The following is a 17,975-nucleotide window of genomic DNA, read 5'->3' on the forward strand; positions in this document are numbered from 1 at the left end:
AGGATAGATATGCAGTTCCTTCCGCCTGAGAAATGATCAAGGCTTCGTGCCCTGGGGCCAACTAAGTGAGTGGAGGCGTCCTATTGGTTCCAAGGCCGAACTCATGTACATCTGGAAACAGGAATTCTCATAAAAGACAGGTAGTACGGCCGGGGTTTTGATATTTGTTGCACAACTCACCGGGCTCACATTTAGAAGGACCCGCATGTCGTTCGTCGAAACCAATCAAGTCCACCTGCTTGCCGCACTGTGGTTCATTCTCTGCTGGGGCGGCTATACCCGTTATGCCACCTGGAAAGCTCGAGATACGGCCTGCCTGGCCAGCGTGTTACACCTGTACCGTGAAGACTGGATGCGCCGCATGCTGTTGCGCGATAACCGCATCGCCGATGCCAGCGTGATCGGCAACCTGGAGCGTAATGCCTCGTTCTTTGCCTCCAGTACTTTGATCATCCTTGCGGGTATCCTGACCGTGCTCGGTGCTTCGGAGCGGGCGGTGTCGTTGCTGGCAGACATTCCAATGGTGCAGCAGGCGTCCCAGGGCATGTCGGAGGTCAAGTTGCTGTGCCTGGCCCTGGTATTTGTCTATGCGTTTTTTACTTTCAGCTGGTGCATGCGTCAGTACAACTTCGCGGCGGTGCTGGTGGGCTCGGCGCCGATGATTGGTGAACGACATGTGTCGGAGCAGGAGCGCAATGCATTTGCCTTGCGGGCGGCGCGGGTGATTTCGATGGCGGCCAACCAGTTCAACTTTGGCCTGCGTGCGTATTACTTCGGCATGACCATGCTGGCCTGGTTTGTCAGCCCCTGGTTGTTCATGTTGATGAGCAGTGGGGTGGTGTTGGTGCTGTACCGCCGCGAGTTCCATTCCGATGTATTGCAGGTGATGGTGTATACCCCGACCGATATGCCAGTAGTCGACGCTGTAAAAGAGGGCGCATCGTAGCGCTGGCAGTAAATCGCAGACAAAGAAAAGCCCGCTTAGTCAGCGGGCTTTCTTTTTGCTGCAATACAGCTTCAAACCCTGCGATTACTGCTTGGCAGGTTCTGCAGGTGCGGCAGGTGCAGCTTCTTTTGCAGCAGCTTCGTTCGATTCGGCCTGAGCTTTGGCAGCTTCGGCGTTTTCTTTCGCAGCGTCGTTCACTTTATCCTGTGCTTTAGCCATATCTTGCTGAGCTTGCTCAGCATGTGCAGCAGCGTCTTGGGCTTTGTCTTCGGATTTCTTGTCGCAGGCAGCCAGACCGAGAGCAGCGGCCAGCATCATGGAAATAGCTAATGTCTTACGCATGGGGTGTTTCTCCTTATTGAAGATATCTACTGGCCTTTCGAACCCAAGGGGCCAGCATTAGTTCCTTATGTCCCACAGATATATAGCATGTTTCGTACAGGAACTTTACCCAGTCATTCCAATCCGCCGAATTCACACTAATAAGAGTCTAAAAACAATGACCGTAAACCCTTTGTTGGAGCGTGCCGTGCGCTTCGTTTCGGCCCTGCGCCATTGCCAGGTGCTGGGTGTGGCGGTGCATGAAGCCAGCGAGGAGGGCATGACCCTCGTACTGCCTTATGGGCCGCATATTGTCGGTGATCCCCTGACCGGGGTGATCCACGGCGGCGCGCTGACCTCCTTGATGGACACCGCTTGCGGCATGGCGACCCTGTGCGTATTGCCCGAGTTCGAGGTGTGCCCCACCCTGGACCTGCGTATCGACTACATGCATCCCGCCGAACCCCATAAGCCGGTGTATGGCTTCGCGCAATGCTACCGGGTCACCACCGACGTGATCTTCACCCGTGGCGTTGCCTATCAGGATGACCCGCAACAACCTATCGCCCATGTGGTAGGCACGTTCATGCGCATGGGCAAGCGCCTCAAAGGGACTCAAGGCTTGGGCACTGTCATCAAGGGAGAACAGGCATGACGCATCGGTTCAAGACGCGCCTGGAGCAAGCCCTCGACCGTGGCAACTACGATGCGCTGCTCGAGCTGGTGCCCTATGCCAGGCTGATCGGCATCGAATGCACCCGCCTGGGGGATGAGTTGCTGTTTCGCCTGCCGGCCAGCAAGGACAATATTGGTAACCCCATATTGCCAGCGCTGCATGGCGGGGTGATCGCCGGCTTCATGGAGCTGGCAGCCGCCATGCACCTGCTGGTGTTCACTGGCGCTCCGGGCCTGCCGAAAATCATCGACTTCTCCCTGGATTACCTGCGCGCCGGCCAGTTTCGGGACACCTATGCCAAGTGTCAGGTATGGCGCCAGGGCCGGCGCGTGGCCAACGTGGCGATTACCGCTTGGCAGAGCACGCCGGCCGAACCGATTGCCACTGCCCGGGCACATTTCAAAATTGAGGAATTGGTCCGCCCTTGAAATCCTGGTCTTAGTCCCCAACTTTGATGACAACCCGCCGCCAACCCTCAAGGGCGCGGCCACTGCCATCCAATTGGAGTTTGATGACCATGAGTGTGGAAACTCAAAAGGAAACCCTGGGCTTCCAGACCGAGGTGAAGCAACTGCTGCACCTCATGATCCATTCGCTGTATTCCAACAAGGAAATTTTCCTTCGCGAATTGATCTCGAACGCCTCTGACGCTGTCGATAAATTACGTTTCGAAGCCCTGTCCAAGCCCGAGTTGCTGGAAGGCGGCGCGGAACTCAAGATCCGTGTGAGCTACGACAAAGACGCCAAGACCGTCACCCTCGAAGACAACGGTATCGGCATGAGCCGTGACGATGCGATCACCCACCTGGGGACCATCGCCAAGTCCGGCACCGCAGATTTCATGAAGAACCTGTCGGGCGACCAGAAAAAAGACTCTCACCTGATCGGCCAATTCGGCGTGGGCTTCTATTCGGCCTTCATCGTCGCCGACAAGGTTGAAGTATTCAGCCGCCGCGCCGGCCTTGACGCCAGCGAAGGCGTGCACTGGGCTTCCAAAGGCGAGGGCGAATTTGAAATCGCCACTATCGACAAGGCTGACCGCGGCACCCGCATCGTGCTGCACTTGAAAGCCGGTGAAGACGAATTCGCCGATGGCTGGCGTCTGCGCAACATCATCAAGAAGTACTCCGACCACATCGCGTTGCCGATCGAGTTGCCCAAGGAACAGACCGTTGCCGAAGGCGAAGAAGCCCCTGCGGTGGAGTGGGAAACTGTCAACCGCGCCAGCGCCCTGTGGACCCGTCCGCGTACCGAGATCAAGGACGAGGAATACCAGGAGTTCTACAAGCACATTGGGCACGACTACGAGAACCCGCTGAGCTGGAGCCACAACAAGGTTGAAGGCAAGCTCGAATACAGCTCGCTGCTCTACGTACCGGCCCGTGCTCCGTTCGACCTGTACCAGCGCGAGGCGCCAAAAGGCCTGAAGCTGTACGTGCAGCGCGTGTTCGTAATGGACCAGGCGGAATCCTTCCTGCCGCTGTACCTGCGCTTTATCAAAGGTGTGGTCGACTCCAACGACCTGTCGCTGAACGTGTCGCGGGAAATCCTGCAGAAAGACCCGATCATCGACTCCATGAAGTCGGCGCTCACCAAGCGCGTACTCGACATGCTGGAAAAGCTGGCGAAGAACGAGCCTGAGCAGTACAAGAGCTTCTGGAAAAACTTCGGCCAGGTCATGAAAGAAGGCCCGGCGGAAGATTTTGCCAACAAGGAAAAAATCGCCGGTTTGCTGCGTTTTGCCTCGACTCAAGGCGAAGACGGCGAGCAGGTTGTGTCCCTGGCTGACTACCTGGCACGTGCCAAGGAAGGTCAGGACAAGATCTACTACCTGACCGGCGAAACCTACGCCCAGGTCAAGAACAGCCCGCACCTGGAAGTCTTCCGCAAGAAAGGCATCGAAGTGCTGCTGCTGACCGACCGTATCGATGAGTGGCTGATGAGCTACCTCACCGAGTTCGACGGCAAAACCTTCGTCGACGTGGCCCGTGGTGACCTGGACCTGGGTAACCTGGACTCCGAAGAAGAGAAGAAAGAAGCCGAAGAAGTCGCCAAGTCCAAAGAGGGCCTGGTTGAGCGCATCAAGGCTTCCCTGGGTGAAGCGGTGAGTGAAGTGCGGGTTTCCCACCGCCTGACCGATTCCCCGGCGATCCTGGCCATCGGCGAGCAGGACCTGGGCATGCAGATGCGCCAGATCCTGGAAGCCAGCGGCCAGAAAGTGCCGGATTCCAAGCCCATCTTCGAATTCAACCCGTCTCACCCGCTGATCGAGAAACTCGATGGCGAGCAGAGCGAAGAGCGGTTTGGTGACCTGTCGCACATCCTCTTCGACCAGGCCGCCCTGGCAGCCGGCGACAGCTTGAAGGACCCGGCCGCGTATGTGCGCCGACTGAACAAGCTGTTGGTTGAATTGTCGGTTTAACACCGTTGTAGAAAAACCCGCTTCGGCGGGTTTTTTCGTTCTGGCTCTACTGTAGGAGCGAGCTTGCTCGCGAAGAACGTCAACGATAACGCGCAAATGCTGAATGAGCGCGGTGATCTCACGTTTTTCGCGAGCAAGAACTAGGCTTCACCCTCGCTCCTACAGGGAGCATCGTCAATCCATCTGAATTGGAGAAAATGATGAGCCAAGTCACTGTACGTTCCGTGGTCTATCAGATTGATGGCCAGTCTTATGAAAGCCGTCTGGCATTCGATGCCAGCCACAAGGGCCCGTTGCCGGGACTGCTGATGGCGCCGAACTGGATGGGCGTAAGTGCGGGGGCCGAAGAGATTGCGAAGGCCGTTGCCGGCAAAGGCTACGTGGTGCTGATTGCCGACCTCTACGGGCAAAACGTACGTCCTTCAAATGGCGATGAAGCGGGCGCGGCGATGATGCCGTTGAAGAATGATCGCCCGTTGCTGAACAAGCGCATGCAAGCCGCCTTCGAGCAATTGCAAGGCCAGGTTGAAGCCGCGGTGGACACGTCCAAACTGGCCACCTTCGGCTTCTGCTTTGGCGGTTGCTGCTCCCTGGAACTGGCCCGTACCGGCGCGCCGCTGAAGGCTGCCGTGTCGTTCCATGGCACTCTGGATACACCGAACCCCGCAGACGCGAAGAACATCAAGGGTTCAGTGCTGGTGCTGCATGGCGCCTCGGACCCGTTGGTGCCCAAAGAGCAACTGCCAGCGTTCGAAGATGAAATGAACGCGGCGGGTGTGGATTGGCAGTTGCTCAGCTACGGCGGCGCGGTGCATTCCTTCACCGACCCCCATGCCAATGTGTCGGGCAAGATGATGTACGACGCCAAGACCGCCGCACGGGCTTTCCAGTCGATGCATAACTTGTTGGATGAAGTGTTCAAGGGCTGATGCTTCGGCGCCTGTTCGGGCCTCTTCGCGAGCAAGCCCGCTCCCACATTTGAGTGCGTTCACAGATCGAAATGTGGGAGCGGGCTTGCTCGCGAATGCTATCTAACAGGCAACTCGATTCTTTCTGACTCCCCCGGCACAGTGGGCCAATCCCCAGCCGCCCAACGCTGTCTCGCCTGCTCGATCACAGCCGGGTCGCTCGCCACAAAATTCCAGTTGATCCGCCGTGGCCCATCCAGCGGTGCCCCGCCAAATACCATCAGGTGGCAATCACTCTCGGCATACAGAGTCATCTCCTGCCCAGTCGGCAATACCACCAAGCTGTTGACCTCCAGGGCTTCACCGTCCAATTGCACCTCACCCTCCAGCACATACACCGCGCGTTCCTCATGTTCATCAGGAATCAACAGGGTGGTGGCGGTTTGCATCTGTACTTCGGCATACAGCGTCGGCGACAGCACCGGCACCGGTGATCTGAGGCAAAAACCATCACCGGCGATCAAACGCACCTGCACGCCGAGGTTATCGCTTATCGGCAAACTTGCGGCTGGGTGATGGCTGTAGTGTCCGGGCCCGGTCTCGTGGTCCTTGGGCGAGGCCAGCCACACCTGCAGGCCATGCAGGTTGAAACCCCTGGCCTTGACCGCTTCAGGTGTGCGCTCGACGTGGGCAATCGCGCTGCCGGCGGTCATCCAGCTGACATCGCCGGCTTGCACCACCTGGTCCGAGCCAAGGCTGTCCTTGTGCTGCAAGGTGCCTTCAAACAGGTAGGTGAGGGTGGACAGGCCGATGTGGGGATGCTGGCGGATATTCATGCCGTTACCCGGTGCGTAGCGGGTCGGCAGCATATGATCGAAAAATACAAAGGGACCGACGCTGCGGCATTCACGTGAGGGCAGGGGCCGCAGGATAGGCTGGCCTTCTACATCTTCGGGGCGAGGGCGAATCACGGTGAGGGTGGTCATGGGCATCCCAGTCTGAGCGGGTTGGATGCTTTGAGCATAACCCGCTCGATGGGAAGTTGGGGCTATTGGCTGAAGGCGCCTTCCGACAATTTCGTCTCGATAGTGACTTCGGCGGTGGTCATCAGCTTATGTACCGGGCACTTATCGGCCACGCGATGCAGTTCATCGCGCTGGGCGTCGGTGAGTACGCCCTTGAGGGTCAGCTTGACGTTGAGTTTGTATTTACCCTTTTGCTCTTCGTCGCTGTCGTGAGTGACCTCCACGGTCACGCCGGTCAGCGGGATATCTTTTTTCTGCGCGTAGAGCCTTACGGTCAAGGCTTTGCACGACGCCAGCGCAGCATCGAAATAATCGTGGGGGGAGGGCGCCGAATCGTCACCGCCCAGGCTCTTGGGCAGGTCGGTAAACAGCTCGTGATTATTGATATTCACGCTGTGACGGAAGTTTTCAGCGTTCAGCGTATTAACGGTAACAGGCATGGCAAACCTCATAAGGGCGCAGGATGAAGGTCATGCAGTTATAGAGCATGCTGGCACCCCAGTGTTCCGGTTTTTTCCATGCTGAACCCTGAAGGCTGGCGCAAGGTCTACCCGTATCAACCCTTATTGAGGTTTTACCGTGTCTGGAGCCCGCCTGAGTCTTGCCTTGTTGCTCGCCGCCAGCAGCCTTGTCGTGCAGGCCCGTGACTATGCCTACAGCGACGCGCACCTGCACTACGTGGATTTTTTCCAGGAAACCGCCGGCATGGACAAGCTGCTCAAGGCCATGGCGGACAACCGCATTGAGCACGTCATGATTTCCGGGATTCCCGTGGCCAAGAAATGGCACGAAGACGAGCCCAAGCGCCCGCGCTATTACGCCGGTGACGACGCCGATGCATATTGGTACAGCGCCACGGATGTGATCGTCGCGGCGGCGGTCAATAAACTTTCCCCCGAGCAACGCCAGCACTTTCATCCCTTCCTCGCCGGTTTCAATCCCAACGACAAAAACTCCGCCGCCCACATCCAGCGTATGCTCGACCTCAACCCAGGGCTGTGGCGGGGCATCGGTGAAGTGTTCACCCGGCACGATGACCTTACCGCCCTGACCTCCGGTGACACCCCGCGCGCCAATAACGAAGCCATGACGCGCATCTATCACCTGGCGGCCGAAAACGACCTGCCGGTGATGCTGCACTCCAACATCACCTCCAAACGTGAGCGCAACCCGCTGTACCTGGCGGAAGTCGAGCAGCCGTTACGCAATCACCCGCACACGCGTTTTATCTGGGCCCATGCCGGTACCAGCAAGGAAATTCACCGTCATCAGGTGCAGATGGACTTTTTGTTGCCTACCCTGACGCGCCTGCTTGAGGCGTACCCCAACCTGTATATCGACCTGTCCTGGAGCATGCTCACGCCCTATCTGCTGGATGACGCCGGCAAGCCACGGCCGCAATGGGTTGCGCTGGTGGAGCGCTTCCCGGATCGCTTCATGCTCGGCTCCGATGTTGTGGGGCGCTTCAATAAGTTGGGCAAAGAGATGCGCCGTTTCGATCCTTTCCTCGATGCGTTGCCCGAAGACGTTGCCCACAAGGTTGCGCGCGACAACTTCCTCGCCATCCTGCCCAAGCCGCATCGCGATGGCGACGCGCCTTGATATCGCGTTTTGATCTTACGCCAATGACCTGAGGTGCCGATAACGTCCAAGAGACCCGCTGCAGGTGGATGCAGTACTTTTGGAAGGAACCCTGGCATGAATATCCGCAGTTTGAATATCGCCCCTCGCGCCGGCCTGGGCTTTGGTGTGCTGGCGTTGATGGTGTTCGTCTTGGGCGGCTTTGCCCTGTTGCAGATGGCCAATATGCGCCAGCAGTCGGACCAGGTGGAGACCAACTGGCTGCCCAGCGTGATGGCGGTGGGGGAGATGAACCAGGATGTGTTGCGCATTCGGGCGCTGACGTTGCGCTTGCTGGTCAACCGCGACCCCCAGGCGGTGGCGCAGAACGAGCAGAAAATTGCCGAAATAAAAACCGGTTTGCACCACGCTGAAGGCGTGTACGAGGCATTGATCGTCTTGCCTGAGGAGCGCGTGCTGTTTGATCGCTTCAAGGTCGAGGAGCAGCAGTACCTGCAACGCCAGGAGCAGGTGGTGGGCTTATCCAAGGCCAATCGGCTGGAGGAGGCCATTGCGGTGGTCAATGGCGAAATGAATCAGATGGCTGACCAGATGGCCGTGACGCTGCGTGACTTGGTCAATCTGAACAAGTCCAGCGCCAACGAGGCCGCCCGGCTGGCACAGCAGGTGTTCAGCCAGTCGCGGGTCTGGGTGATGACCATGATTGGCGTCACGGCGTTGGTCACGATTGGCCTGGCGGTGTGGCTGACACGCAGCATCGTGCTGCCGCTGGCACAGTCGTTGAAAGTGGCCCAGGGCGTTGCCAGTGGCGACTTGACGGGCGACATCAGGCTCAGTGGCAGCGACGAGCCGGCGCGCTTGCAACAGGCGCTCAAACGCATGCAGGAGAGCTTGCGCGACACTATCCGGCGCATATCAGAATCGTCGAACCAATTGGCGTCGGCTTCCGAAGAGCTCAGTTGCGTCACCGAGGATGCGACCCGTGGTTTACACCAGCAGAACCAGGAAATCGAACAGGCGGCCACGGCAGTCAATCAGATGACGGTGGCGGTGGAGGAGGTGGCGAGCAATGCCGTGGCCACGTCCCAGGCATCTCGCGAATCCGACCGGATTGCCCAGCAAGGGCGTGAGCAGGTGCAGCAGACGGTGGTGTCGATTGAAGCCCTCGCGACCGATGTGACCGCCAATGTGACCCAGGTCGAAGCGCTGGCGCAAAAGGTCTATGGCATCAGCACAGTGCTGGATGTGATTCGCTCGATTGCCGAGCAAACCAACTTGCTGGCACTGAACGCGGCGATTGAAGCGGCGCGAGCGGGGGATGCCGGGCGCGGGTTTGCGGTGGTAGCCGATGAAGTGCGGGCCTTGGCCCATCGCACGCAACAGTCGACCCAGGAAATCGAGCAGATGATCAGCGGGATTCAGCAGGGCACCGACCAGGCTGTCAGCTCGATGCAGCAGAGCAATACACGGGCGCGCTCTACATTGGATCTCGCCAAATCGGCGGGCATGGCCCTGGAAGAGATTGCCTCGGCATTCACCTTGATCAACGAACGCAACCTCGTGATTGCCAGCGCGTCGGAGCAGCAGGCGGCGGTGGCTCGGGAGGTGGATCGTAACCTGATGAATATCCGCGACCTAGCGCACCAGACATCGACCGGGGCCAACCAGACCAGTGCAGCGAGTCAGGAGTTGTCGCGGTTGGCGGTGGATCTGAATTCGATGGTGGCGCGGTTTTCGGTGTAGGGCGGGGAACCGGGGCGGCCCAGCCGCAGGCAAGCCAGCTCCCACACTGGACCGTATTCCTCCAGGATGAACGCGGTCGAATGTGGGAGCTGGCTTGCCTGCGATGAAGGCGACGCGGTTTCAAATCAAACGCAAAAAAAAAGCCCCGAACCAGTCGGGGCTTTTTCGTGTGATCAACCTGCGGGCTTACTTGCCCTGCCAGCGCTTGAGTACCAAGGTGGCATTGGTGCCACCGAAGCCAAAGCTGTTGCTCATCACGGTGTCGATCTTGGCGTTTTCAACGGTCTTGGTCAGGATTGGCATATCGGCCACAACCGGATCAATTTCGTCGATGTTGGCCGAGCCGGCCATGAAGTTGCCTTCCATCATCAGCAGGCAATAGATCGCTTCGTGAACGCCAGCGGCGCCCAAGGAGTGACCCGACAGGCTCTTGGTGGAGCTGATCTTCGGAGCCTTGTCGCCAAATACCGCGCGCACGCCTTCCATTTCCTTGGCATCGCCGACCGGGGTCGAAGTGCCGTGAGTGTTCAGGTAGTCGATTGGGGTATCGACGGTGGACATTGCCATCTGCATGCAGCGGATGGCGCCTTCACCGCTTGGCGCAACCATATCGTAGCCGTCGGACGTCGCGCCGTAGCCGACGATTTCCGCGTAGATCTTGGCGCCACGGGCCAGGGCGTGTTCCAGCTCCTCGACCACCACCATGCCACCACCACCGGCGATGACGAAACCGTCACGCTTGGCGTCGTAGGCGCGGGAGGCTTTTTCCGGGGTTTCGTTGTACTGGGTGGACAAGGCACCCATGGCGTCGAACAGGAACGACTGGCTCCAATGCTCTTCTTCACCGCCGCCGGCAAACACGATGTCCTGCTTGCCCAGTTGGATCTGCTCAACGGCAGTCCCGATGCAGTGGGCGCTGGTGGCGCATGCGGAGGAGATCGAGTAGTTCACGCCCTTGATCTGGAATGGCGTAGCCAGGCAGGCGGAAACGGTGCTGCCCATGGTCCGCGTTACACGGTACGGGCCAACGCGCTTCACGCCTTTTTCGCGCAGGATGTCCAGCGCTTCCATCTGGTTGAGGGTCGATGCGCCGCCGGAGCCGGCGATCAGGCCGGTGCGTACGTTCGAAACCTGGTCTTCGCTCAGGCCGGAGTCGGCGATCGCGTCTTTCATGGCCAGGTAGGCGTAGGCGGCAGCGTGGCCGACGAAGCGATAGATCTTGCGATCGATCAGTTCTTCGAGGGGCAGGTCAATGGAGCCGGAAACCTGGCTACGCAGACCCATTTCGGCATATTCCGGGTTGAAGCGGATGCCAGGGCGACTTGCACGCAGGTTAGCGGTGACGGTCTCTTTGTCATTGCCCAGGCAAGAAACGATGCCCAGACCAGTGATAACGACGCGGCGCATGCGGATAACCCTTAAAAGTTGTCAGTGGAAGTGAATACGCCGACCCGAAGGCCTTCGGCAGTATAGATCTCGCGACCGTCGACAGTCACCGAACCGTCGGCGATGGCCAGGTTCAGCTTGCCCTTGAGGACGCGCTTGATTTGAATGTTGTAGGTGACTTTCTTGGCGCTCGGCAGTACCTGGCCAAAGAACTTCACTTCGCCCGAACCCAGGGCGCGACCGCGGCCCGGCAGGCCTTGCCAGCCCAGGTAGAAGCCAACCAGTTGCCACATGGCGTCAAGGCCCAGGCAACCTGGCATCACAGGGTCGCCTTCGAAGTGGCAAGCGAAGAACCACAGGTCAGGGGTGATATCCAGCTCGGCGACCAATTCACCTTTGCCGTACTTGCCACCCTCTTCGCTGATATGGGTGATGCGATCCACCATCAGCATGTTCGGGGCGGGCAGTTGCGCGTTACCTGGGCCGAACAGCTCACCGCGACTGCAGCGCAGCAGGTCTTCCCGAGTAAAGGCGTTTTGTTTGGTCATGCGAGCTCCTCAATAATCCCATGCGGCAGGGTAGGGCAAATCTTCCCGAACCGAATGAAGCGTTCATGCCTCATAGCGGCAGCCTACACATAGACTATTGCGTTGTAGTGAAAGTCACAGCGGCAAGGCACTGAATGTACACTTGTTCACTGAAATTTTAAACCGGGCCTGTTTATCAGCCCGTTCGGGTGCCTAAGACTGCCGCACTTTCGTCTTTCACGCCAGTCGCAGTTGGCTGATGGCGCGGCGCTATTGCACCCAGCGCTGCAGGATTTGCTGCAAATCCGTGCGTTTGAACGGCTTGGCCAGGTAATCGTTCATTCCGGCTGCCAGGCAGGCTTCGCGATCGCCCTGCAAGGCGTTGGCCGTCAGGGCGATGATCGGCAGATCGGCGCAACCGGGCAGTTGGCGAATCTGCCGTGTGGCTTCGTAGCCGTCGATCAAGGGCAGGCGACAATCCATCAGGATAGCGGTGAAAATCAGGCTCTCGGCGCTGCGGATCGCCTCGGCGCCGTCCGTGGCCAGGCTGACTTCAAAGCCCAGGCTGCGCAGCATCGCTTCGACCACGGTGCGGTTGACCGGGTTGTCCTCTACCAACAGCACGTGGCGCCCATCGCCGGCGCTGGCTTTGCCAAGCGCGTCAGGTGCGGTGACCGGGGCATGCTGCTGGTCAATGGCCAGCGGAATCTCCAAGGTGAACACTGAACCTCGACCTTCTTCGCTCTGGGCGCGCAAGGTGCCACCCATACGTTCGGCCAGGGTGCGCGCAATCGGCAGGCCCAGGCCCGTGCCACCGTAACGCCTGGAAATGGAGCTGTCTGCCTGCTGGAATGCATCGAACATCAAATCCAGGCGTTCGGCGGAAATACCGATACCGCTGTCGCGTACGGTGCAGGTGAACCACACCAACTCATGGTCCAGGGTTTGCCAGTGGGGCTCCACGGTCACGCTGCCATGTTCGGTAAATTTCAATGCATTGCCGATCAGGTTCACCAGAATCTGGCGGATCCGCGTCGGGTCGCCGCGCACACGCAGAGCCTCCATGCCCATGGGAATGGGCAGTTCCAGGCTCAGCCCGCGCTGCTGGGCGCTGTGCTGGAAAGCCTGGGCGCAGCTGTTGATCAGATCGGCCAGGTTGAACGGAATATGTTCCAGTTCCAGGGCGGCGCGTTCAATGCGTGAAAAATCGAGGATGTCATTGATCACCTTGAGCAAATGCTCGGTGGACTCGCACGCCAGCGCCGCGTACTCGGTCTGCTCCTCGGTCATCTCCGTGGTTTCCAGCAGTTGCAGCATGCCCAGCACGCCATTCATGGGCGTGCGCAGTTCGTGGCTCATCATCGCCAGAAAATCCGACTTGGCGTTGTTCGCCCGCTCGGCTTCTTCACGGGTCTGGATCAACTGCGCCATGGCTTGTTGCTGTTCGCGACTGGCCTGTTGAAGGCCCTCGGCCAGGTTGTTGATATGCCGCGAGAGGTCGCCCAATTCCGAGTCATCGACGATGGGCAGTGGCGTCTTGTAATCGCCTTGCTGGATGGCCTTGACCGCGTGCCCCATGGCGCTGATCGGCTGTGACAGGCTGGCCGACAAGCGTCGCGCCAGCAGGAAGGTAAACAGCAGGGCAAACAGCGCCAGGACCCCTGCCTTGAACAGGATTTCCTGCTGGCGCTGGCTGAAAGCGTCGTTGGACATACCCACAATCACTCGCCCCAGGTAGTCCGCGCGGGGTGCCTTGGGTTCGCTGAGGTTGTCCTGGAAAAAGTCATTGTTGAGCTGGATGTGTTGCAGGCGGATCGGTGCCTGGAACACCTTCACCGACAGCGAACGGTCATGCCGCTCGGACGGCTGCTCCACATACACCAAGATGTTCTCGGCGCTGTCCTGGATCTCCAGGAAGCGCACATGGGGTGTGGCCAAGGTCGCACGCAGCAGGGTTTCAAGCACATCGTTGTTGCCGGAAATCACGCCGTACTCAGTGGCAGGCGCCAGCTGGTTGGCGATCAATTGACCGGTGTGGTCCAGCTCCTGGCGCAAGTCCTGGATGCGCACGAAGGTGAAGAAGGTGATGAGCAGCAGGGTCAACAGCAGCGCGGGGCCCAGGGTAATGAGCTGGGTGCGGGTGTTGATATCCCAACGACGGCGCAAGGTCATGGGCGTTGTTCTCCTTCGGCCAGGCGGGCGGCAACGGCGATTTCATCGACCTGTTCGATGCCCAGTGAGCGCGCGACTTGTGGGTTGCCCACGACTTTGAAGTACTGCGGGTAGAGCGTGCTGGGCCAACTGGCCGGCGGCTGGTCCAGCAGTCGGTCCAGTACCGCGAGCCAGTCGGATTGATCGCTGTAGGTGCTGGCCAGGCTGCCGGCCCGCACAAACCCAGCGTTGGGCCCCACCAACGGCAGTTGTTGGGCGTAGCTGCTCAGCAACAGGTTTTTTACGGTCTTGGGGTTGTACAGCTGCGGATCGTCGAGGCCCAGTAGCACGTCGCTGTTTTTGAACAGGGTTTGCAGCGGGCGACTGTCGCTGGTGTTGTCCCATGGCTGGGGCATGATTTCCAGGCCCATGGGTTTGGCGAACTGGATCAGTTCGCGCAGCAGGAATTCGCTATCGACGCCGTACAGCACGCCGACGCGCCGGGCCTGGGGCAGGATATTGGCGATCAGGCGCAACTGACGTTCCAGCGGCGGGTCGCTCCATAGCAGACTGATTTTTGCCGGGTGGGAGTTGCCCAGGCGTTGTCGGGCCTGCAGGCGGCTGATGCGCAGCACCAGGGTTGGTGGCCCCTGAGCATCCTGCAGGCGCCAGTCCAGACCCGGCAGGTCAAGGAGAATCAGGCGGGTGCTGGCAGGCAGGTGACTGGGCGCTGGCAACTGCTTGAGTGGCGTGAAGCTGACCTGGTCTTCGGGGCGTTGTTGGGCAAGGGCCTGGGTAAAAGCGCGCACGCCGGCGCTGTCTTCGGCGGCCGTCAGCAGAATGTCGGCACTCCACGCCGGCGCTGTCAGCAACAGGCAGGCGAGCAGCAGGCCGCGGCGCCAAAACCGTGAAACCAACAAGAGGGTCATCCGTGACTGGTCGGCCATGTCAGAAGTCCAGCTCGGCGCTGAAGTAGAGAACGTGGCGATGGTCGTAGTTGTTGTCGGCCCAGGTGGTGGGCTGGTCATCCAGGCGTTGCTGCAACATGCCCGCCAGCTCCACATTGGCTTTGCCTACGGCAATGCGCTTGGCCACCCGCAGGTCGACCCGCTGGAAGCGATATTGGTTGAGTGCGTCGTCGCCATAGTAGAACAAGGCGCTGGACCAACCCTGGCCCCACTCACGCAGCCAACCGGCCGAGCCACTGTTACGCGCGGTTTGCGCTTTGTCCAGCGGGTTGCTGGAGGTGGCGTCTACATAAGCATAGGTCAGGCGCAGGCGGTCGGCGTCACTCACGCGCCAGTCGAACTGCGACTCGGCACCGCTAAAACGCGAGCTGTTGGCGTTGCTGGCGATGTATTGGTTGTTGCGCAGCGGCGAGCTGATCATGTCGGTGATTTCGTCATAGAACAGCTTCACGTCGACATTCAGCCCCAGCTCGGCAAAGAAACCGTTGTAGCCCAGTTCGCGCGAACGCATCAACTCTTTGTCGAGGTTGCCAGGGCCGCGCGTCACGACAAAATATTGACCGGCGTTTTGCCCGTAGGTCGGGGAGCTGAGATTGGTGACGCGGTAGCTCCAATTGACGTTGTTCTCGAACATGTCCGGCGAGCGGATTGCCTCGGAGTACACCGCGCGCAAGCCGTGGCGAGGATTGATCAGGTAATTGACCGCCACACGTGGCGTGAGCGAGTTGCCGCTCAGGTGGGTGTCTTCGTACATGGCGCCACCTTGCAGCAGCCAGTGCTCGCTGGCGCGCCATTCCAGGTGGCCGAACAGGCGCCAGGTGGTGTCGTCCAGGGTGCCATTGAAGTAGGTTTCGGAGTCGGCGCGGTCATAGCGGTAATTCATACCGCTGACCAGGCGCAGGCTGTCGGAGAGGCTGAGCGTGTCCTGGATCTCCACGTCGTAGCGGCTTTCGCGGGTGCTCTGGTCGATATCGCCGCACACGCTTTGGTTGGCACCGTTGCGCCACTGGTCCAGCACCTGGTTGGCCAAGGCCTGTTCGGCGGCGTTACCCGGTGGGGCGGAGCCTTGGCTGTAGGTGTCCATGTGCCGTGCCAGCAATTCGGCATAGTTGGGGTTGAGCTGCCATAACTGGGTCAGTTCAGGGCTGAACGAGGCCTTGGCGTCACAGGCTTTCCAGATTTGCTTGCGGTCCCATTGCTGTGCCGAGCCCTGGATATACAGGCTGTGGTCGGGGTTGAAGTCGAAGTTCCAGCGCAGGGAGCCTGCGTAGTCCTTGGCGGTGACATCGGAATTAGTGCCGCCTTCGGTAATTCCGGCAAACACCGGGGTGTAGGTATAAGGGCGCTGGTTGGTGCCTTCCTTGACGTTCAGTTGCCAATCGAGACTTTGTTGCGCGTTCAAGGCCTGGCTCACCGCCAGGCTGAAACGGTTGAGGCGACGCCCGTCACGGCGGTCGGCGCCGACCGCGTCGCTGTCAAAACCATCGTCCTGTTGCCCGGACAGAGACAAGCGCAAATCGCCGGTCTCCCAGCCCACACCCTGGCTGGCATAGAAGTCATTGATGCCACGCTCGCCACGGATGACCTTTACCCGCGAGCCGTGACTGTTGGCTGGCGAGCGGGTGAGGATATTCACCACCGCCATCAGCGCATTGGCACCGTAGCTGACGGTGTTGGGGCCGCGAAAGACCTCGATGCGCTCGATGTCCTCCATGGCCACTGGGATATCGCTCCAATCCACCGTGGCCAGGCCGGCGCGGTAGACCGAGCGACCGTCGATCAGCACCTGCATGCGCCGTGCGTCACTGGCGCTGGTGCCATGGTAATTCACCGACGCCTGGTTGCCGCTGGTGTAGCCGACCATCATCCCCGGGACCAGCCGCAGCAGTTCCGAGATGTCCCGGGCACCGCTGGCCTTGATCAGCTCACTGTCGATCACCGTCATGCTGCCGGGCACGGCGGCGGCCGATTGCTTGAGACGCGTGGCGGTCAAGACCTGCGGCAGCGGCTGGCTGTCGAGGAACAGATCGTCGGCATGCGAGCAGGTAGCGCACAACAGCACCAACAACAATGATGAGCGAGGAGGAGGGCCCAGATACACGGCACGGCCTTGTTAATTGCGGATAGCCGCCCATGTTAACCGAGGTGCGGCTGTTTGCCAGTCGTCGGACTTGCATTTACTTCGCACGCCTCTGGCATTTTCTGACTCGCGCGAATTGATACGGGGGCTGGCCGCAAGCGGGGCGCCCCGTATAATGCCGCCATCGCCACTGGTATGGATTAACGGATTGCATATGACTGAACAGCGCCCTATTGCGGTCCTGGGAGGCGGAAGTTTTGGTACCGCCGTGGCTAACCTGCTGGCCGAGAACGGTCACGCGGTGCGCCAGTGGATGCGCGACCCCGAGCAGGCCGAAGCCATTCGCGTGCATCGCGAAAACCCTCGTTACCTTAAAGGTATCAAGATTCATCCCGCCGTCGAGCCGGTGACCGACCTGCTGGAAACCCTCACGGCCTGCGACCTGTGCTTTGTCGCGCTGCCTTCCAGCGCCTTGCGCTCGGTACTGGCGCCACACGCCGAACGCTTGGCCGGCAAGTTACTGGTCAGCCTGACCAAGGGCATCGAAGCCCACACCTTCAAGTTGATGAGTGAAATCCTCACCGAAATCGCCCCTCAGGCGCGCATTGGCGTGCTGTCCGGGCCAAACCTTGCGCGGGAAGTCGCCGAGCACGCGTTGACCGCCACCGTGGTCGCCAGTGAGGACGAGGCTTTGTGCGAGCGCGTCCAGGCCGTGTTGCACGGCCGTACCTTCCGGGTCTACGCCAGCGGCGATCGCTTCGGCGTCGAATTGGGCGGGGCCTTGAAAAACGTCTACGCGATCATTGCTGGCATGGCCGTGGCCCTGGGCATGGGCGAAAACACCAAGAGCATGCTGATTACCCGCGCACTGGCCGAGATGACACGTTTTGCGGTGAACCAGGGCGCCAACCCGATGACCTTCCTCGGCCTGGCGGGCGTAGGGGACTTGATCGTCACCTGTTCTTCGCCCAAAAGCCGCAACTACCAGGTCGGGTTCGCCTTGGGCCAAGGGCTGAGCCTGGAGGAAGCGGTGACGCGTCTGGGCGAAGTGGCCGAGGGGGTCAACACCCTCAAGGTCTTGAAGGCCAAGGCCCAGGAAGTGGGCGTGTACATGCCGCTGGTCGCCGGCCTGCATGCGATCCTGTTCGAAGGGCGCACCCTGAACCAGGTCATCGAGCTGCTGATGCGGGCCGAGCCCAAGACCGATGTCGACTTTATTTCCACCAGTGGTTTCAACTGAG

At 59.8% G+C, this 17,975-nt stretch carries 16 protein-coding genes; 8 read left to right on the forward strand and 8 right to left on the reverse strand.

Annotation, left to right across the window (positions count from 1 at the left end):
- Positions 1-205 precede the first annotated feature (205 nt).
- Positions 206-946: a DUF599 domain-containing protein gene (locus tag ACTJLA_RS16215; RefSeq protein WP_054898382.1), complete on the forward strand. Its 741-nt coding sequence runs from the start codon at positions 206-208 to the stop codon at positions 944-946.
- 84 nt (positions 947-1,030) lie between these two features.
- On the opposite strand, the gene ACTJLA_RS16220 is transcribed toward ACTJLA_RS16215, so the two are convergent.
- Positions 1,031-1,288, reverse strand: coding sequence for a hypothetical protein (locus ACTJLA_RS16220; protein WP_034127196.1), 258 nt, complete (start codon positions 1,286-1,288; stop codon positions 1,031-1,033).
- A 157-nt stretch (positions 1,289-1,445) separates the two neighbouring features.
- Between ACTJLA_RS16220 and ACTJLA_RS16225 the strand changes: the two genes are divergently transcribed.
- The 4 genes from ACTJLA_RS16225 to ACTJLA_RS16240 all read left to right on the forward strand — a co-directional run bounded on the left by ACTJLA_RS16225 (position 1,446) and on the right by ACTJLA_RS16240 (position 5,294).
- Positions 1,446-1,922 (forward strand): PaaI family thioesterase, encoded by a 477-nt coding sequence (locus tag ACTJLA_RS16225; RefSeq protein WP_014717736.1) that lies wholly within the window; start codon positions 1,446-1,448, stop codon positions 1,920-1,922.
- The gene (locus ACTJLA_RS16230) at positions 1,919-2,371 is read left to right on the forward strand and encodes a PaaI family thioesterase (RefSeq protein WP_054898383.1); all 453 of its coding nucleotides are present in this window, start codon (positions 1,919-1,921) and stop codon (positions 2,369-2,371) included. The genes ACTJLA_RS16225 and ACTJLA_RS16230 overlap by 4 nt, the downstream gene beginning before the upstream one ends.
- 89 nt (positions 2,372-2,460) lie before the next feature.
- The gene (htpG, locus tag ACTJLA_RS16235; RefSeq protein ID WP_014717738.1) at positions 2,461-4,365 is read left to right on the forward strand and encodes a molecular chaperone HtpG; all 1,905 of its coding nucleotides are present in this window, start codon (positions 2,461-2,463) and stop codon (positions 4,363-4,365) included.
- A gap of 200 nt (positions 4,366-4,565) precedes the next feature.
- Positions 4,566-5,294, forward strand: coding sequence for a dienelactone hydrolase family protein (locus ACTJLA_RS16240; RefSeq protein WP_314548511.1), 729 nt, complete (start codon positions 4,566-4,568; stop codon positions 5,292-5,294).
- A gap of 98 nt (positions 5,295-5,392) precedes the next feature.
- On the opposite strand, the gene ACTJLA_RS16245 is transcribed toward ACTJLA_RS16240, so the two are convergent.
- Positions 5,393-6,259, reverse strand: a complete 867-nt coding sequence (locus ACTJLA_RS16245) for a pirin family protein (RefSeq protein WP_054899020.1) — start codon at positions 6,257-6,259, stop codon at positions 5,393-5,395.
- A 62-nt stretch (positions 6,260-6,321) separates the two neighbouring features.
- Entirely contained in the window at positions 6,322-6,738 is a 417-nt protein-coding gene (locus ACTJLA_RS16250) for an OsmC family protein (RefSeq protein ID WP_034127200.1), read from the reverse strand.
- A gap of 139 nt (positions 6,739-6,877) precedes the next feature.
- Here ACTJLA_RS16250 and ACTJLA_RS16255 point away from each other — a divergent pair, with 139 nt between their 5' ends.
- Both ACTJLA_RS16255 and ACTJLA_RS16260 read left to right on the forward strand, forming a co-directional pair.
- Positions 6,878-7,900: an amidohydrolase family protein gene (locus ACTJLA_RS16255; RefSeq protein ID WP_314548515.1), complete on the forward strand. Its 1,023-nt coding sequence runs from the start codon at positions 6,878-6,880 to the stop codon at positions 7,898-7,900.
- A 96-nt stretch (positions 7,901-7,996) separates the two neighbouring features.
- Entirely contained in the window at positions 7,997-9,622 is a 1,626-nt protein-coding gene (locus tag ACTJLA_RS16260; RefSeq protein WP_072448131.1) for a methyl-accepting chemotaxis protein, read from the forward strand.
- 186 nt (positions 9,623-9,808) lie between these two features.
- Here ACTJLA_RS16260 and fabB read toward each other — a convergent pair whose 3' ends face one another.
- From fabB to ACTJLA_RS16285, 5 genes are all read right to left on the reverse strand, one after another.
- The gene (fabB, locus tag ACTJLA_RS16265; protein ID WP_003190033.1) at positions 9,809-11,029 is read right to left on the reverse strand and encodes a beta-ketoacyl-ACP synthase I; all 1,221 of its coding nucleotides are present in this window, start codon (positions 11,027-11,029) and stop codon (positions 9,809-9,811) included.
- 11 nt (positions 11,030-11,040) lie between these two features.
- Positions 11,041-11,556: a 3-hydroxyacyl-[acyl-carrier-protein] dehydratase FabA gene (gene fabA / locus ACTJLA_RS16270; protein WP_003190035.1), complete on the reverse strand. Its 516-nt coding sequence runs from the start codon at positions 11,554-11,556 to the stop codon at positions 11,041-11,043.
- Between the two features lie 249 nt (positions 11,557-11,805).
- On the reverse strand, positions 11,806-13,707 hold the full coding sequence (locus ACTJLA_RS16275; protein ID WP_054899022.1) for an ATP-binding protein: 1,902 nt from the start codon (positions 13,705-13,707) through the stop codon (positions 11,806-11,808).
- Positions 13,704-14,633: an ABC transporter substrate-binding protein gene (locus ACTJLA_RS16280; protein WP_054899023.1), complete on the reverse strand. Its 930-nt coding sequence runs from the start codon at positions 14,631-14,633 to the stop codon at positions 13,704-13,706. Before ACTJLA_RS16280 ends, ACTJLA_RS16275 begins: the two co-directional genes overlap by 4 nt.
- A gap of 1 nt (position 14,634) precedes the next feature.
- Positions 14,635-16,755 carry a TonB-dependent receptor plug domain-containing protein gene (locus tag ACTJLA_RS16285; RefSeq protein WP_082423475.1) on the reverse strand — a complete coding sequence of 707 codons (2,121 nt, stop codon included), beginning with the start codon at positions 16,753-16,755 and terminating at the stop codon, positions 14,635-14,637.
- 193 nt (positions 16,756-16,948) lie between these two features.
- Here ACTJLA_RS16285 and ACTJLA_RS16290 point away from each other — a divergent pair, with 193 nt between their 5' ends.
- Positions 16,949-17,974, forward strand: coding sequence for an NAD(P)H-dependent glycerol-3-phosphate dehydrogenase (locus ACTJLA_RS16290; RefSeq protein WP_034127205.1), 1,026 nt, complete (start codon positions 16,949-16,951; stop codon positions 17,972-17,974).
- The last annotated feature ends 1 nt before the right edge of the window (position 17,975 follow it).

Source organism: Pseudomonas sp. 22072 (genome assembly GCF_052046095.1).
In the GTDB taxonomy this organism is placed as follows: Bacteria; Pseudomonadota; Gammaproteobacteria; order Pseudomonadales; family Pseudomonadaceae; genus Aquipseudomonas; species Aquipseudomonas paracarnis.

Coding starts and splice junctions, on each gene's coding strand:
- ACTJLA_RS16215 (WP_054898382.1), top strand. CDS start 206: ATGTCGTTCGTCGAAACCAATCAAGTCCACCTGCTTGCCGCACTGTGG.
- ACTJLA_RS16220 (WP_034127196.1), bottom strand. CDS start 1,288: ATGCGTAAGACATTAGCTATTTCCATGATGCTGGCCGCTGCTCTCGGT.
- ACTJLA_RS16225 (WP_014717736.1), top strand. CDS start 1,446: ATGACCGTAAACCCTTTGTTGGAGCGTGCCGTGCGCTTCGTTTCGGCC.
- ACTJLA_RS16230 (WP_054898383.1), top strand. CDS start 1,919: ATGACGCATCGGTTCAAGACGCGCCTGGAGCAAGCCCTCGACCGTGGC.
- htpG (WP_014717738.1), top strand. CDS start 2,461: ATGAGTGTGGAAACTCAAAAGGAAACCCTGGGCTTCCAGACCGAGGTG.
- ACTJLA_RS16240 (WP_314548511.1), top strand. CDS start 4,566: ATGAGCCAAGTCACTGTACGTTCCGTGGTCTATCAGATTGATGGCCAG.
- ACTJLA_RS16245 (WP_054899020.1), bottom strand. CDS start 6,259: ATGACCACCCTCACCGTGATTCGCCCTCGCCCCGAAGATGTAGAAGGC.
- ACTJLA_RS16250 (WP_034127200.1), bottom strand. CDS start 6,738: ATGCCTGTTACCGTTAATACGCTGAACGCTGAAAACTTCCGTCACAGC.
- ACTJLA_RS16260 (WP_072448131.1), top strand. CDS start 7,997: ATGAATATCCGCAGTTTGAATATCGCCCCTCGCGCCGGCCTGGGCTTT.
- fabB (WP_003190033.1), bottom strand. CDS start 11,029: ATGCGCCGCGTCGTTATCACTGGTCTGGGCATCGTTTCTTGCCTGGGC.
- fabA (WP_003190035.1), bottom strand. CDS start 11,556: ATGACCAAACAAAACGCCTTTACTCGGGAAGACCTGCTGCGCTGCAGT.
- ACTJLA_RS16275 (WP_054899022.1), bottom strand. CDS start 13,707: ATGACCTTGCGCCGTCGTTGGGATATCAACACCCGCACCCAGCTCATT.
- ACTJLA_RS16280 (WP_054899023.1), bottom strand. CDS start 14,633: ATGGCCGACCAGTCACGGATGACCCTCTTGTTGGTTTCACGGTTTTGG.
- ACTJLA_RS16290 (WP_034127205.1), top strand. CDS start 16,949: ATGACTGAACAGCGCCCTATTGCGGTCCTGGGAGGCGGAAGTTTTGGT.